Annotated in this window: 10 protein-coding genes; all 10 read left to right on the top strand. The window is 64.3% G+C overall.

The window, feature by feature from the left end:
• Positions 1-118 precede the first annotated feature (118 nt).
• The 10 genes from K323_RS0108475 to K323_RS0108520 all read left to right on the top strand — a co-directional run bounded on the left by K323_RS0108475 (position 119) and on the right by K323_RS0108520 (position 14,590).
• Positions 119-2,026 (top strand): phosphoenolpyruvate carboxykinase (GTP), encoded by a 1,908-nt coding sequence (locus tag K323_RS0108475; protein WP_022884852.1) that lies wholly within the window; start codon positions 119-121, stop codon positions 2,024-2,026.
• A 198-nt stretch (positions 2,027-2,224) separates the two neighbouring features.
• Positions 2,225-3,484, top strand: coding sequence for an ROK family protein (locus K323_RS0108480; protein WP_022884853.1), 1,260 nt, complete (start codon positions 2,225-2,227; stop codon positions 3,482-3,484).
• A 163-nt stretch (positions 3,485-3,647) separates the two neighbouring features.
• A complete protein-coding gene (locus K323_RS0108485; RefSeq protein ID WP_022884854.1) occupies positions 3,648-4,868 on the top strand; it encodes a glycoside hydrolase family 76 protein in 1,221 nt (406 codons plus the stop codon).
• A 63-nt stretch (positions 4,869-4,931) separates the two neighbouring features.
• Positions 4,932-6,287 (top strand): extracellular solute-binding protein, encoded by a 1,356-nt coding sequence (locus tag K323_RS0108490; protein WP_022884855.1) that lies wholly within the window; start codon positions 4,932-4,934, stop codon positions 6,285-6,287.
• Positions 6,288-6,290: 3 nt separating this feature from the next.
• On the top strand, positions 6,291-7,238 hold the full coding sequence (locus tag K323_RS0108495) for a carbohydrate ABC transporter permease (RefSeq protein ID WP_022884856.1): 948 nt from the start codon (positions 6,291-6,293) through the stop codon (positions 7,236-7,238).
• Positions 7,239-7,240: 2 nt separating this feature from the next.
• Complete coding sequence (locus K323_RS0108500) at positions 7,241-8,077, top strand: carbohydrate ABC transporter permease (RefSeq protein WP_022884857.1); 837 nt, start codon at positions 7,241-7,243, stop codon at positions 8,075-8,077.
• 85 nt (positions 8,078-8,162) lie between these two features.
• The gene (locus K323_RS0108505; RefSeq protein WP_022884858.1) at positions 8,163-11,270 is read left to right on the top strand and encodes an alpha-mannosidase; all 3,108 of its coding nucleotides are present in this window, start codon (positions 8,163-8,165) and stop codon (positions 11,268-11,270) included.
• Between the two features lie 171 nt (positions 11,271-11,441).
• Positions 11,442-11,666: a helix-turn-helix domain-containing protein gene (locus tag K323_RS0108510; protein WP_022884859.1), complete on the top strand. Its 225-nt coding sequence runs from the start codon at positions 11,442-11,444 to the stop codon at positions 11,664-11,666.
• Entirely contained in the window at positions 11,659-12,975 is a 1,317-nt protein-coding gene (locus K323_RS0108515; protein ID WP_022884860.1) for a type II toxin-antitoxin system HipA family toxin, read from the top strand. The genes K323_RS0108510 and K323_RS0108515 overlap by 8 nt, the downstream gene beginning before the upstream one ends.
• Positions 12,976-13,153: 178 nt before the next feature.
• The gene (locus K323_RS0108520; RefSeq protein ID WP_022884861.1) at positions 13,154-14,590 is read left to right on the top strand and encodes a sugar porter family MFS transporter; all 1,437 of its coding nucleotides are present in this window, start codon (positions 13,154-13,156) and stop codon (positions 14,588-14,590) included.
• The last annotated feature ends 16 nt before the right edge of the window (positions 14,591-14,606 follow it).

Below are 14,606 nucleotides of genomic sequence, written 5' to 3' on the forward strand. Positions count from 1 at the left end.
AAGCGCAATTCTTAACCCCTTGAATCATGATTCAGTCTGCATTTTCTGCCGCATTCTGGTGGTACGGGAAAAGTTTCGCCACAAGCGACACTGAACAGAGACGAGAGAGGCCCTCGAGATGACCATCGCAGAACATCGCTTGCACGGTGGAGGTTTGCACAGCGGAGGCACAGACTCCACTGAACCCGAGCAGCGCGCCGCGGACACATCGCCGACCGTCTCGAAATCGGTGGGCACCACCGACGCCAACCTGCTCGCCTGGGTCGACGAGATCGCCCGCATCACGCATCCAGACGAGATCGTCTGGTGCGACGGCTCCCTCCGCGAGGCTGATGCGCTCTCCAAGCAGCTGGTCGCCGAGGGCAAACTGATCCGTCTGAACCCCGAGTGGCGCCCCAACAGCTTCCTTGCCAGGTCAGACCCGAAAGACGTGGCTCGGGTCGAGGACCGCACCTTCATCGCATCCGCCGAACGAGATGATGCCGGCCCCACCAACAATTGGGCAGACCCGGTTCAGATGCGCGCGACCCTCACCGGTGTTTTCGAAGGCAGCATGCGCGGCCGCACCATGTACGTCGTGCCGTTCTCGATGGGCCCGCTCGGCGGTCCGATCTCCCAGCTCGGTGTCGAAATCACCGACTCGCCGTACGTCGTGCTGAACATGGGCATCATGACCCGCATGGGCGAGCGTGTGCTGCGCCTGATCGAAGGCGGAGAGCGTTGGGTACGCACCGTGCACAGCGTCGGCTACCCATTGCACCTGGCCGACGGTTCCCGTCGCTCTGACGTCGAATGGCCATGCAACGAAGAGAAGTACATCGTGCAGTTCCCCGACACCCGCGAGGTGTGGTCGTACGGCTCAGGGTACGGCGGCAACGCCCTCCTGGCCAAGAAGTGTTTTGCGCTGCGCATCGCCTCCGTCATGGCCCGCGATGAAGGCTGGCTCGCCGAGCACATGCTGCTCATCAAGGTCACCTCGCCTGAGGGCGGCGTCTACCATGTGGCTGCCGCATTCCCGTCTGCGTGCGGCAAGACCAACCTGTCGATGCTCCAGCCCACGATTCCCGGCTGGAAGGTCGAGACCATCGGTGACGATATCGCCTGGCTCCGCAAGGGCGAAGACGGTCGTCTGTGGGCGATCAACCCTGAGGCCGGCTTCTTCGGCGTCGCGCCCGGAACGGGAGCGACCACCAACCCCACGGCCGTGAACACGATGTGGGGCAACACGATCTTCACCAACGTGGCCCTGCGCGACGACGGAGATGTCTGGTGGGAGGGCCTCACCGAGGCTCCGCCCGCGCACCTCATCGACTGGGAAGGGAACGACTGGACGCCCGCTTCCGGGCGCCCGGCTGCGCACCCGAACTCCCGGTTCACCGTGTCGGCCGCGCAGTGCCCGTCCATCTCCGACGACTGGGATGCCGTCGACGGGGTGCCGATCGACGCCATCCTGTTCGGCGGGCGCCGTGCCACCAACGTTCCGCTGGTCGCACAGGCCCGCAGCTGGAAGCACGGCGTCTTCATGGGTGCCACCATCTCGAGCGAAAAGACGGCGGCCGCAGAGGGCTCCGTCGGCGAGTTGCGTCGCGACCCGTTCGCCATGCTCCCGTTCTGCGGCTACAACATGGCCGACTACTGGTCGCACTGGCTGAAGGTCGGCAAAGACCTGGGCACCAAGGCGCCGGCGATCTTCCAGGTGAACTGGTTCCGCAAGGGTGAAGACGGAACGTTCCTGTGGCCGGGCTTCGGCGACAACTCGCGCGTGATCGAGTGGATCGTGCGCCGCGTGGAGGGCGCTTCGAAGGGTGTCGACACGCCGATCGGCCTCCTCCCGGCCGACGGTGAACTCGACATCGATGGTCTCGACCTGTCGACGGATGCCGTAGAGCAGCTGTTCCGCATCGACCACGCGTCGTGGCGGGCGGAGTGCGATCTCACCGAAGAGTACTTCGAGCAGTTCGGCGAGCGGGTTCCGGCGGCTCTCCGAGCCGAGCTCGCCAGCATCCGTTACCACCTGAAGGACTAGCTTCCCGCCGCGTTCCCTCCCTGCCTGCCGACACCTCAGAACCGAGTCCGACGTCGGTCAGCCTGTCGAAACCGATCCTTGGTTACCATTCGACCGGTTCGGGTGCGCTACCTTTCGGCTTTCGGCATGCGGCTGCCTGGTGCGGTGCCCGCCATACTGGTGTCGAGAGCCGCAAGCGAGGCCCCGGGGAGGTGACGGATGCGACGAGGCACCAATGTGCACGCGCTCGGCGGGTTCAACCAGACCGTCATCGTCGATACCATACGTCGCGCGCACGACGGGCTCAGTCGTGTCGAGATCGCCCGGATCACCGGCCTCAGCGCGCAGACCGTGTCGAATGTGTCTCGCCGACTTCTCGACGACGGTGTGATCCGGGAGGCCGGCCAGCGCATTCTCGGCGTCGGCAAACCGCGCACGATCCTGCGACTCGACCCGTCTGGACTGTACGCGATCGGCGTGCACATCGACCCCTCCGTGATCACGTACGTGCTGCTGAACCTCGACGGCGACGTGATCGCGCATGACGCGACTCGCACTGCATCTGCCGTACACCCCGACCGTGTCATCGCCGATATGCACCACTGCATCGAGGACCTGATCAGCACGTCGGGCGTTGAACGCGACCGGGTGCTCGGGGTCGGAATCGCTGCTCCAGGGCCGGTCAATCTCGATAGCGGCATCGTGCTCGAACCGCCTCTTCTCGACCGGTGGCACGGTGTGGCGTTGCGTGACGCGCTCGCCGAGGCGACCGGCTTGCTGGTGCTCCTGGAGAAAGACGTCACCGCCGCCGCGGTCGCCGAACTCTGGACCAGCGAGGGTCGCGAGCGCGATGACTTCGTGTTCTTCTACTACGGCACCGGCATCGGGGTGGGGCTCGCCCTCGCCCACGAGGTGGTCAGGGGGTCGAGCAGCAACGCCGGCGACGCCGGGCACATCATCGTCGACCCGAACGGCCCGGTCTGCAGTTGTGGGCGCCGCGGATGCCTCGGCGACGCGGTCATGCCGCGTCGACTGGTGCAACTCGCCATCGAGCGGGGAATCATCGATGCCCCGGCCGACGCCCAAACCAACGCAACGGGTGCAGCATCCGTCGGTCCATTCGACACCGGGGCCGTCGACGAAGCGTTCACCAGGCTCGCGGCGCTGGCCGAGCGCGGGAATACCGTGGCGCGCGAGATTCTCGACGAGCTGGCCGAGCACATCGCGGCGGCCGTCGTCGTGATCGTCAATCTGTTGGATCTCGACATGGCTGTTTTCGGCGGGCCGTACTGGGAGCGCGTGTCGGCCTACGTGCTGCCGCAGCTTCCGGCGCTGATCAACGACTCGAATGTGCTGGTCACCCCGCATCGGGTGGAGGTGTCCGCCTCGGCAATCGGCGCCGACGTCGCAGCCGTCGGTGCCGCGTGCCTGGTGCTCGACAATACCCTGTCGCCCCGACCGGCCACCCTCCTGATCTAGCCGACCCCCGCGTGGGGGACAGGGCGGCGAATCCGACGAACTGCCGATCCGGGCTTGACAGGAATAAGTCCAAGCGTTTTAGTTATACAAGACACGCATCTGAGGCAGCTTCGCCCCAGTCCCGAGGCGCCGCCCTGTTCGCAATGGAATCGAAGGGGAATCCATGAAAAGCACACTCACCGCCGCGCTCGCAGTAGCAGCGGCAACGGCATTGCTGCTCTCGCCGCTGGCGCCGGCCAGCGCGGAGCCTGTACAGCCCGAAACACCGCAGGAGACAGTCGAGGCACAGGCCTCGGTCTCGAATGGTCGCACCAACGACACCCGCGCCGCCGAGTCGTTCCAGGCGATGCAGGAATACCTGCTGGTGGCAGACGGAAGTGGGCTGTACAACGAGCAGTATCCCGTCGACGCGGCCGATCGCCCGTACTCATACGAGTGGCCGTTCTCGCAGGCGCACATCGCCATTGCCGACCTCGCCAACCAGCCCGGCCGGCACGGAGACCAGTACGACGCCGCGCTCGAAGTAGCCGCGGCGGCCCAAGAGCACTACTGGGACACCGAGACCGGTAAGACCGGCCTGCCCGGCTACGCGTCGTACCCGGTCGGCGAATACGGCGATGGCGGAGACTTCTTCTACGACGACAACGAGTGGGTCGGCCTGCTCGACGTGCAGCGCTACCTGACCGACAAAGACCCGGCTGCGCTGGAGCGCGCGAAGCAGATCTTCGACCTCGTCGTCTCCGGATGGGACACCGACACCAGCCACGCCGCTCCCGGTGGAGTGTTCTGGACCCAGGCCCCGTGGAGCACCGATCGCAATACGGTCTCGACCATGCCCGCCGCAGAGCTCGGCCTGCGTCTGTACCAGATCACCGGGGAGAGCAGCTATCTCGACTGGTCGGTGCGCATGTACGACTGGACCAACACCTACCTGCAGCGCCCCGACGGCCTCTACAACGACCACCTCGGACTGGACGGCACCATCGAATCCACGATCTGGTCGTACAACCAGGGTGTGCCGATCGGCGTGAACGTGCTGCTCTACCAGGCGACGGATGACGAGAAATACCTCGATGAGGCGAAGCGCGTCGCCGAGGCTGCGTACGGGTACTACATCGACGAAGGCCGCCTCGACGACCAGCCCGCATTCTTCAACTCGATCTACTTCAAGAACCTGCTCCTGCTCCAGTCGGTGACACACGAGAAGAAGTACAGCGAGGCCATGCAGGACTACGGAGACCTCGTGTGGGCGGAGAACCGCGACCCGGCAACCGGGCTCTTCACCTTCGAGGGAGAGAGCACCCAGTTGCTCGACCAGGCCGCCATGGTGCAGATCTACGCCGTGCTCGGCTGGGCGCCCGGCCACTGGCGCGACCTGTACTGATCCGCACCCGCACCAACCCCACCCGCACTATCCCAACACCACCATCCACCCAGAGGAAATTCGATGAAGAGATCACTCGCAACAGTCCTGGCGCTTGGCGCCGCATCCGCTCTCGTCTTATCCGGCTGCTCTGCCGGCGATTCAGGAGGCGACTCGAACACCATCAAGGTCGCCTACCAGAAGTTCGGCACCTTCACCCAGCTCGACGCCCACATGAAGGAGGTCAAGGCCGCCTTCGAGGCGGAGAACGAGGGGATGACCGTCGAGCTCGTGCCGATCGAAGCGCAGCAGAACGACTACTTCACCAAGCTCGCCCTGATGAACAAGTCGGCGGCCACCGCCCCCGATGTCATGTACGAAGACACGTTCATGGTCGAGTCGGACGCCGACGCGGGATACCTGGCGCCCCTCGATGAGTACACGGCAGAGTGGACCGACTGGGATGCCTTCTACGACAACGCCAAGGGGGCCGGCCTCGGTGGCGACGGCAAGACCTACGGCATCCCGATGGGCACAGACACGCGCGCCCTCTGGTACAACAAAGACCTCTTCGGTCAGGCCGGCCTCCCCGTGCCGTGGGAGCCGAAGACCTGGGAAGACGTGCTCGATGCCGCCGCGACCGTCAAGGCGAAGCTGCCAGACGTCATCCCGCTGAACGTGTATTCCGGTAAGGCGCAGGGTGAGGCCGCCGCCATGCAGGGCTTCGAAATGCTGCTCTACGGCACCGGCGACACCCTCTACGACACCGAAGACAAAAAGTGGGTCACCGGATCGCAGGGCTTCGAAGATTCCCTCACCTTCATCAAGGATCTCTACCAGGGTGAGCTCGGACCAACCCCTGAGCAGGCACTCGACAAGAACGTCGGAACCCTCGTCGCGGCAGAGTGGCTGCCACAGGCAACGCTCGCCATCGACCTCGACGGCTCCTGGCTGAGCGGCACCTGGCTCGAGACCGGCACGGCACCGTGGCCGGAATGGAACGACGTGATGGGGCAGGCTCCGATGCCGACCCAGGACGGCGACGAGCCGGGCGCGACGAGCATGTCCGGTGGCTGGACCCTCGCCATGGGGGCGAAATCGAAGAACAAGGACGCGGCCTGGGACTTCATCGCCCTGGCACTCGACAAAGACAACTCGCAGGCATACGACATCGCCGCCAGCCAGATCGCGGTGCGCAGCGATGTCTCTGAAGACCCCGACTACCAGGCGGCGAACCCGTCGTTCGGCTTCTTCTCCGAGATCGTTGAAGTCACCAACTTCCGTCCGGCCACCAGCGACTACGGCCAGATCTCGAGCGAGATCACCGTGGCCATGGAGGCCGTCATGACCGGTCAGCAGTCGCCGACGGATGCCGCGAAAGCCTACGACGAGGCGCTCGTCAGAATCGTCGGCGAAGAGAACACAATGGGCGCGAAGTAACAGATGGCAACGCTCACTCCGGTTCGTCCGGAACTGGAGCCAGGCCGGGGAGACGCTCCCCGGCCTGGGCGGAAGAAGACCGGCACCCGCCGGTCGCTCGTGCGCAGTGTTCCGCTGCTTCCGGCGATCGTGCTCCTCGCGATCTTCCTGCTCGGCCCGGTGATCAGCTCGTTCTACGGTTCGCTCACCGACGCATCCCTCACGGGAGCCACGGCCCAGAGTTCCTCGTTCGTCGGCTTCGACAACTACGTCGAACTGTTCGCTGATCCCGACTTCCCGAAATCGGTCGTACTGACGCTGATCTTCCTGATCGCGTCGGCGATCGTCGGCCAGAACGTGCTCGGGCTCGGCCTCGCCATCCTGATGCGGTCGTCTAACAAGATCGTGCGGGCCATGGTTGGCACCTTCGTCGTGACCGCCTGGGTGCTGCCGGAAATCGTCGCGGCGTTCGCGGCCTACGCATTCTTTAACGACACCGGCACGATCAACAGCGTGCTGGCCCTCATCGGAATCGAGGGGCCGAACTGGCTCTATGCGCTGCCGATGCTGTCGGTGATCCTCGCCAACATCTGGCGCGGCACCGCCTTCTCGATGCTCGTATACGCTGCCGCGTTGCAGGATGTCCCCACCGAGATCACCGAATCGGCCGAGGTCGACGGTGCCACCGGCTGGCAGCGACTGGTCTACATCACGCTGCCGGTCATCCGTCGCAGCATTTCGACCAACCTGATGCTCACCACCCTGCAGACCCTGTCGGTGTTCACACTGATCTTCGTGATGACCGGCGGCGGGCCTGGCACGAACAGTTCGACGCTGCCGGTGCTCGCGTACCAGGAGGCGTTCCAGTTCGGAAAGCTCGGCTTCGGAACCGCGATAGCGACCATCCTGTTGCTGGTCGGGGCAGCGTTCTCGCTCGTCTATATCCGTGCCCTGAAACCGGAGGTGGACTGACCATGGGACTCACCTCACCGAGTAAGCGGAGCCTGCGTGCCGTGTCGAACGGCGTGCTGCTGCTCATCACCGTCGCCTTCGCCATGCCGCTGGTCTGGCTGGTGCTGGCATCCGTCGACACTCGCGCGACCCTCTCGATCAAGCTGCCAGAGCAGTTCTCGCTGCAGAACTTCTTCGACGTGCTCACGCCGGAGACGGCGTTCACCCCGCTGCTGAACAGCCTGATTCTCGCTGGCGGATGCGCGATCATCACGGTGATCGTCTCTGTGCTGGCCGCGTACCCGCTGTCGCGGTACCGGATGCGCATCAACAAGCCGTTCCTCTACGGTGTGCTCTTCGGCACCTGTCTGCCAATCACCGCGATGATGGTGCCGGTCTACAGCCTGTTCGTGACCTTCAACCTGATCGACTCGACGCTGGGGACGACACTGTTCCTTGCCGCGACGAGCCTGCCCATGGCCATCTACATGACCAAGAACTTCATGGACAGCGTGCCGGTCAGCCTCGAGGAAGCGGCCTGGATGGACGGCGCGTCGATGATGAAGATCCTCACCGGGATCGTGGTTCCGCTGATGCGGCCGGGCATCGCCGTGGTGTTCATCTTCGTGTTCATCGGCGCCTGGGGAAACTTCTTCGTTCCGTTCGTGCTGCTGCTCTCGCCAGACAAGCTGCCGGCCGCCGTGAGCATCTTCTCGTTCTTCGGGCAGTACGGCACGGTGGCATACGGCCAGCTTGCCGCGTTCTCTCTCCTCTATTCCGTTCCCGTCATCGGCCTCTATGTTCTCGTGTCGCGAGGACTCGGCGGTGCGTCGGCCCTCGCCGGCGCCGTCAAGGGCTGACCCGCACCAACGACCTACGACCTGCACGACCTGCACGACCCGCACGACCCGCACCACCAACACCGACCACAAGGAGCACTGCCACATGCACGACAAGTCCCCCCTCGTCCGAGCCAGGGTCGCCCGGTTTGTGGAGGAGCGCGTGAATCCCGCGCTGTACCGCGCCTCCGTGCCGCTGACCGTCACGGCGTGGGAAGTGCCTGACGAGCCGGTTTCATTCACGGATGCCGTCGGCCAGACTTTCGAACCGTTCCAGATCGGTTCGCCATGGGGCAAGCCGTGGGGCACAACGTGGTTCCACGTCACCGGCACGGTGCCATCCGAGTGGTCCGGAGTTGGCGACGAGGGTAGCCATGACGCGGGCGACGGCGGTGAGACCGGGAGCGTCGAGCTCGTGATCGACCTCGGCTACCTCTCCGGTCAGCCTGGGTTCCAGGCCGAGGGCCTCGTCTTCGACCCGGCCGGGCGCATCCTGAAGGCCATCGAACCGATGAACCAGCAGGTGCCCATCGATGTCGGTCCCGGCGGTGCCATCGACGTGTACGTCGAGGCCGCCTCGAACCCGGATGTCGGTAGCGATTGGAGCTTCCGGCCGACGCCGGTCGGCGACAAGGCGACAGCCGGAGTCGAACCGATCTACTCGCTGCGCCGCGTCGACGTTGCCCTGCTCGACACCGTCGTGTGGGAACTGCAGATGGACATCTGGACGCTCACCGGCCTGATGAACGAACTGAACGTGCACCTGCCGCGCACCGCGGACATCCTGCATGCCCTGGAGTCCGTCGTCGACCGGATGGACCCGGACGACATCAGTGGAACCGCGGCGCTCGGCCGCCAGATCCTCGCGCCGGTGCTGGCCCAACCGGCCTACGCGAGTGCCCATCGGGTGATGGCCGTCGGCCACGCGCACATCGACTCGGCCTGGCTGTGGCCGGTGCGGGAGACCATCCGCAAGTGCGCACGCACCTTCTCGAACGTGCTCGACCTGATGGAACGCGACCCCGGATTCATCTTCGCCGCGTCGTCTGCCCAGCAGTATGCCTGGATGAAGGAGTACTACCCAGACCTGTTCGAGCGCATCCGTGCGCGTGCCGTCGAGGGCCGTTTTGTGCCGGTCGGCGGCATGTGGGTCGAGTCAGACACCAACATGCCAGGCGGTGAGGCGCTGGCCAGGCAGCTGATTGCAGGCAAGGCCTTTTTTATGCGGGAGTTCGGCATCGAACCGCTCGAGGTCTGGCTGCCCGACTCGTTCGGCTACACGGCGGCGTTCCCGCAAATTGTCGCCGCAGCCGGTTCCCGCTATTTCCTCACCCAGAAGACCAGCTGGAATGAGACCAACGCGATGCCGCACCACACTTTCGATTGGGAGGGCATCGACGGTTCGCGCATCTTCACGCACTTCCCTCCGGTCGACACCTATAACTCGGATCTCTCGGGGACCGACCTTGCCAGGGCGCAGCGCAAGTTCTCAGAAAAGGGAGCGACGAACGTCTCGCTGGTGCCATTCGGCTATGGCGACGGCGGAGGCGGGCCGACTCGCGAGATGCTCGCCGCGGCATCCCGAACCAAGTCGCTTGAGGGCTCACCGACCGTGACCATCGCCTCGCCGCAGGCCTTCTTCGAAGAGGCCGAACGCGACTACCCGAACCCGCCGGTGTGGTCTGGTGAGCTCTACCTGGAGTTCCACCGGGGCACGTACACCTCGCAGGCGAAGACCAAGGCAGGCAACCGCCGCAGCGAGCACCTGTTGCGCGAGGCGGAGCTCTGGGCTGCGACCGCGACCGTGCGCACCGGCGCTGAGTACCCGTACAACCGGCTGGCCGAGCTGTGGCATGCGGTGCTGTTGCTGCAGTTCCACGACATCCTGCCCGGAAGCTCAATTGCCTGGGTACACCAGCAGGCCGAGGCGAACTATGCGCGCATCGCGGAGGAGCTCGAGGAGATCATCGCCGGGGCGATTGCGGCGCTCGGGACAGGTTCTGGCGAGACGGGTTCTGGCGAGGCAGGCGCTTCCGAGAAGATCGTGGCGTTCAATGCGTCGCCTTTCGCGGTGTCCGGTGTGGAGGCCATGTCGTCCGGCGCGATCACGGCGCCTGGAACGGTGCAGGCCAGTGATGCCGACGGTGGCTTTGTGCTGGAAAACGCGCGACTGCGAGTGGTGATCGACTCGAACGGGCTGGTGACGTCGCTGATCGACGTCGCCACCGGCCGTGACGCGATACCGGCCGGGCAGCCGGGCAACCTGCTGCAGTTGTTCAGGGACACACCCACTCAGTGGGATGCCTGGGACATCGACGAGCACTACCAGCGCTCGGGAACCGACCTGCGCGAGGCTGAGTCAGTGACCCTGGTGACGGATGCCCTGGTGACGGATGCCCTCGAGCGAGCGAGCGTGCGTGTCGAGCGCCGGTTCGGTGCTTCGACGGTGTCGCAGGTGCTGACCCTCTCGGGCGACTCGGTGGCGCTCGACATCGAGACCACAGTCGATTGGCACGAGAAGCAGAAGCTGCTGAAACTGGCCTTCCCGCTGGATGTGCATGCCGACCGGGCGGCCTCCGAGGTGCAGTTCGGCCATGTCTACCGGTCGACGCACGTAAACACGTCGTGGGATGCCGCGCGGTTCGAGACCTGCGCGCACCGTTGGGTACACGTCAGCGAGCCCGGTTTCGGGGTGAGCGTGGCAAACAGTTCGATGTATGGTCACGACATCACGCGCACGACACGGCCGGAGGGCGGCACGACGACGCTGGTGCGGCAGTCGCTGCTGCGTGCGCCGCTGTTTCCCGATCCGAGCGCTGACCAGGGTGTTCACGTGCTGCGCACGGCGGTGAGCATCGGCAGCGACGTGCTTGATGCGGCGCGCGAGGGGTATCGGCTGAACCTGCCAGTGCGTCTGATCGACGGCGGAGCAGCGGTGGAGCCGCTGGTGCGGAGCGAGTCGGAGAGCATCGTGATCGAGTCGGTCAAGTTGGCAGAGGACCGTTCAGGCGACCTGATCGTGCGGCTCTACGAGGCGCGCGGTTCGCGGGCATCGGGTACGATTGTCGCGAGCGGGGAGGTGTCTGCCGTGCAGGAGACCGACCTGCTCGAGCGGGAGGTCGCTGCGCCCGTCGCGGTGGTTGCCGTCGATGGTTCTCGTGTCGAACTGAGCCTGCGCCCGTTCCAGCTGGTCACCCTGCGCTTCCGCCGCTGAGGCCGAGTTGGCGTTCTCCGCCATGATCCCTGGCGTGCTCATGACAACGCCGACGTGCGCGATCACGAAAACGTAATCAAGGGGAATGATTACAAAAATGTAATCATTTCTCTTGATTACGAAAATGTAATCACGTAGGGTTGATGTCGAAAAGGTAATTAGGAGGTCATCATGCGAAGCGCACGAATCGTGAACGCCGCAGTCCTCGGAAACGTGCTGCGCACTGCTCGCCTGCAGCGCGGCTTGAGCCAGCGTGAACTCGCCGAGACACTTGGCATAAGCCAGCGCTATGTCGTCGAAATCGAGCGAGGAAGACCAACAAAAGCGCTCGAGCGCATATTCGATTTCATGCGGGAGACCGGCGTCGTCTTGCATGCAGACGTCTCCGATGAGTGAGCTCAATGTCGACCTTTACGGTCGTCGGGTCGGGCGCCTGATCGGTAACCGGAGACAGTTTGATTTCGTGGCAGACCCAGACGCAGTGCGCGACTACGGCATCAGCAGCACCGTGCTCTCGTTCGCCGTACCGCTGACCACCTCCCCGCGACCAGAAGAGGCCGGGCTTCGTCGCAACTTCTTCGACGAGGTTCTCGCAGAGGGCAAGGCGCGCGCCCGTCTCGCTGCGAACGCGAAGATCGACGAGGAGAACACCTTCTCCCTGTTGCGTCGTTACGGGCGCGATGTCGCCGGCGCAATGCAAGTGTGGGACCCAAGTGACCCGAACGAACCACGAACTCCCTCTATCGGTCCGCTCACTTCGACGGGTGTGAGGCAATTGCTGGCTCACGTCGGACGCGCACCACTCGGCAATGCCAGCGTGCGTCACCTGTCTTCGCTCGCGGGGGTGCAAGACAAGATCGTGCTGGTGCGGACCACGGATGGATGGGCAGAAGCGCTCGATGGCTATCCATCCACGCACATCATCAAGCCGGTCGTTGGGCGTTTCCCGAGTCTCATATTTGACGAGGAATACGGCGCGCGAATAGTTCGCCATCTTGGCCTGGGCACCTTTGACACTCACATTGAACGGTTCGATGGAGTGTCAGCTCTCGTCATTGAACGCTACGACCGTGGACCGAGCGGTCGAATTCACCAGGAGGACTTCAACCAAGCGCTCGGCTTCCGAGGTGACGGAAAGTACGAGGAAAACGGACATCCGGGACTCCTGAGTATTGCGCACGTACTTCGCGACAACATCGGCCGAAAGGCAGTCGAATCCCTGCTGCGAATGACGACGCTGTCTATCGCAGTCGGAAACCTCGACATGCACGCGAAAAACATCTCGGTACTGCACCTGCCTGACGGCGCCGTCGAACTGGCACCGATGTACGACGTGGTGCCGCAGATGCACCTGCCATTAGACAAAGACTTCGCATTCAGCATCAACGGTGAATTCGGGCATGCGGCCATCACTCGCGACGACATCGTAGAGGAAGGCCGACGGTGGGGGATCCGCAACGGTCGAGCAATCGTCGACGACACCATCAACACGATCGCCGAGTTCGTCAGGGAGGAACGACCGAGCGCCGGCGCTCACTTCGCGCTGACGGAGGACATCACCCGATTCACGTCCAATTTGATGAACGGAAAAGGTGCGAGCGAAGGCGGCGAAGTCGGTATCGCCGACAAAGAGAGCAGTGAACCGGACGCGAACCTCCGGCCTCTCCCTCAGAGTGATGGCGGCTGGGGAGGGCCGGTCAGCTAAACAGGCCATTCGTTATGCCGTCAGCGTCGTCGTCGCGCTTTGACGTGAGCGTTCTCTCAAGGCCCATTTCGAGAACCGCCACGAGGCGCTTCGCATTTTCGAGAAGACGCGCGCCATCGCCGGCGACTTTTTTGTTTGATGCGCGGTACGTTATAGAAATCGATCGAGGGGGAACGTGATGGCGGGTACGCGCACGGAGCAAAACGAGACGACGGGGCAGTTCCACCGTGGCAAGGTCATCGGCGTCACGCTCGCCGCCGCACTCGGAGGCCTGCTCTTCGGTTTTGATACGTCGGTGATCAACGGGGCCGTCAACTCGATCCAGTCCACGTTCGACCTGGGCGTCGGAGTTGTCGGCTTCACGGTCGCCATCACCCTTCTCGGGTGTGCGGTCGGCGCCTGGTTCGCCGGCCAGCTGGCAGATGCCTGGGGGCGCAAGATCATCATGGTGATCGCTGCCGTCCTGTTCACCGCCAGTTCCATCGGGTCCGGCCTCGCGTTCGCCGAGTGGGATCTCATGGGCTGGCGGCTGATCGGTGGCCTGGCGATCGGGATCGCCTCTGTGATCGCCCCCGCCTACATCGGCGAAGTGGCACCGGCCAAGTACCGCGGGGCGCTGAGTTCGCTGCAACAGTTGGCGATCACGCTCGGCATCTTCCTGGCACTCCTGTCGGATGCCGCGCTGGCGGGTTTCGCGGGGTCGGCCAGTTCTGAGCTGTGGTTTGGTCTGCCGGCCTGGCGATGGATGCTGCTCGTCGGCGTCGTTCCGGCACTGGTGTACGGCATCCTGGCATTGACGATTCCGGAGTCCCCGCAGTACCTGGTGCGCAAGAAGCGTGACGACGAAGCGCTGCGCGTGGTGCGAGATGTCACAGGGGCGGCCGACCCCGAGAAGCGTCTCGGCGAGATCAAGGAGAGCCTCGAAGACGCGCGTCGAGCCAGTTACCGCGAACTGCGGGGCACCGCGCTCGGTCTGCAGCCGATTCTCTGGGTCGGAATCGGAATGGCCGCCTTCCAGCAACTGGTCGGCATCAACGCCATTTTCTATTACTCGACGACGCTCTGGCAGTCCGTCGGGTTCAGCGAAGACGACTCGTTCATCACCTCGGTGATCACCGCCGTGATCAACGTTGCCCTGACGTTTGTTGCCATCTTCTTCGTGGACAAGGTCGGGAGGAAGAAGCTGCTCCTCGCCGGCTCGATCGGCATGTTCGTCGGCCTCGTCGCGGCATCCGTCGCCTTCTCACAGGCGACCGAGTCTGGCGGCGACGTTCACCTGGGCGCGCCATGGGGCGCGATTGCCCTGGTGGGTGCGAACCTGTTCGTGATCGCCTTCGCCGCGACCTGGGGCCCGGTCATGTGGGTAGTGCTCGGTGAGGTGTTCCCCAACAAGATTCGCGCACTGGGCCTCGGCATCGCGACCGCCTTCAACTGGATCTTCAACTTCCTCGTGACACTGCTGTTCCCGGTGCTGAGCGAAGCGGTCGGGCTGGGCTTCGTGTACGCCGGGTTCGCCCTCTTTGCGGCGCTCTCGTTCTGGTTCGTGAAGGCACTGCTGCCCGAGGTCACGGGCCTCGAACTCGAAGACAAGCAGAAGCTCGCCCGCACGAAGTAGCGCGCGCGGCGAGCCT

Origin of the sequence: Glaciibacter superstes DSM 21135, from assembly GCF_000421145.1 — a bacterium.
Taxonomy (GTDB): domain Bacteria; phylum Actinomycetota; class Actinomycetes; order Actinomycetales; family Microbacteriaceae; genus Cryobacterium; species Cryobacterium superstes.

Coding starts and splice junctions, on each gene's coding strand:
- K323_RS0108475 (WP_022884852.1), top strand. CDS start 119: ATGACCATCGCAGAACATCGCTTGCACGGTGGAGGTTTGCACAGCGGA.
- K323_RS0108480 (WP_022884853.1), top strand. CDS start 2,225: ATGCGACGAGGCACCAATGTGCACGCGCTCGGCGGGTTCAACCAGACC.
- K323_RS0108485 (WP_022884854.1), top strand. CDS start 3,648: ATGAAAAGCACACTCACCGCCGCGCTCGCAGTAGCAGCGGCAACGGCA.
- K323_RS0108490 (WP_022884855.1), top strand. CDS start 4,932: ATGAAGAGATCACTCGCAACAGTCCTGGCGCTTGGCGCCGCATCCGCT.
- K323_RS0108495 (WP_022884856.1), top strand. CDS start 6,291: ATGGCAACGCTCACTCCGGTTCGTCCGGAACTGGAGCCAGGCCGGGGA.
- K323_RS0108500 (WP_022884857.1), top strand. CDS start 7,241: ATGGGACTCACCTCACCGAGTAAGCGGAGCCTGCGTGCCGTGTCGAAC.
- K323_RS0108505 (WP_022884858.1), top strand. CDS start 8,163: ATGCACGACAAGTCCCCCCTCGTCCGAGCCAGGGTCGCCCGGTTTGTG.
- K323_RS0108510 (WP_022884859.1), top strand. CDS start 11,442: ATGCGAAGCGCACGAATCGTGAACGCCGCAGTCCTCGGAAACGTGCTG.
- K323_RS0108515 (WP_022884860.1), top strand. CDS start 11,659: ATGAGTGAGCTCAATGTCGACCTTTACGGTCGTCGGGTCGGGCGCCTG.
- K323_RS0108520 (WP_022884861.1), top strand. CDS start 13,154: ATGGCGGGTACGCGCACGGAGCAAAACGAGACGACGGGGCAGTTCCAC.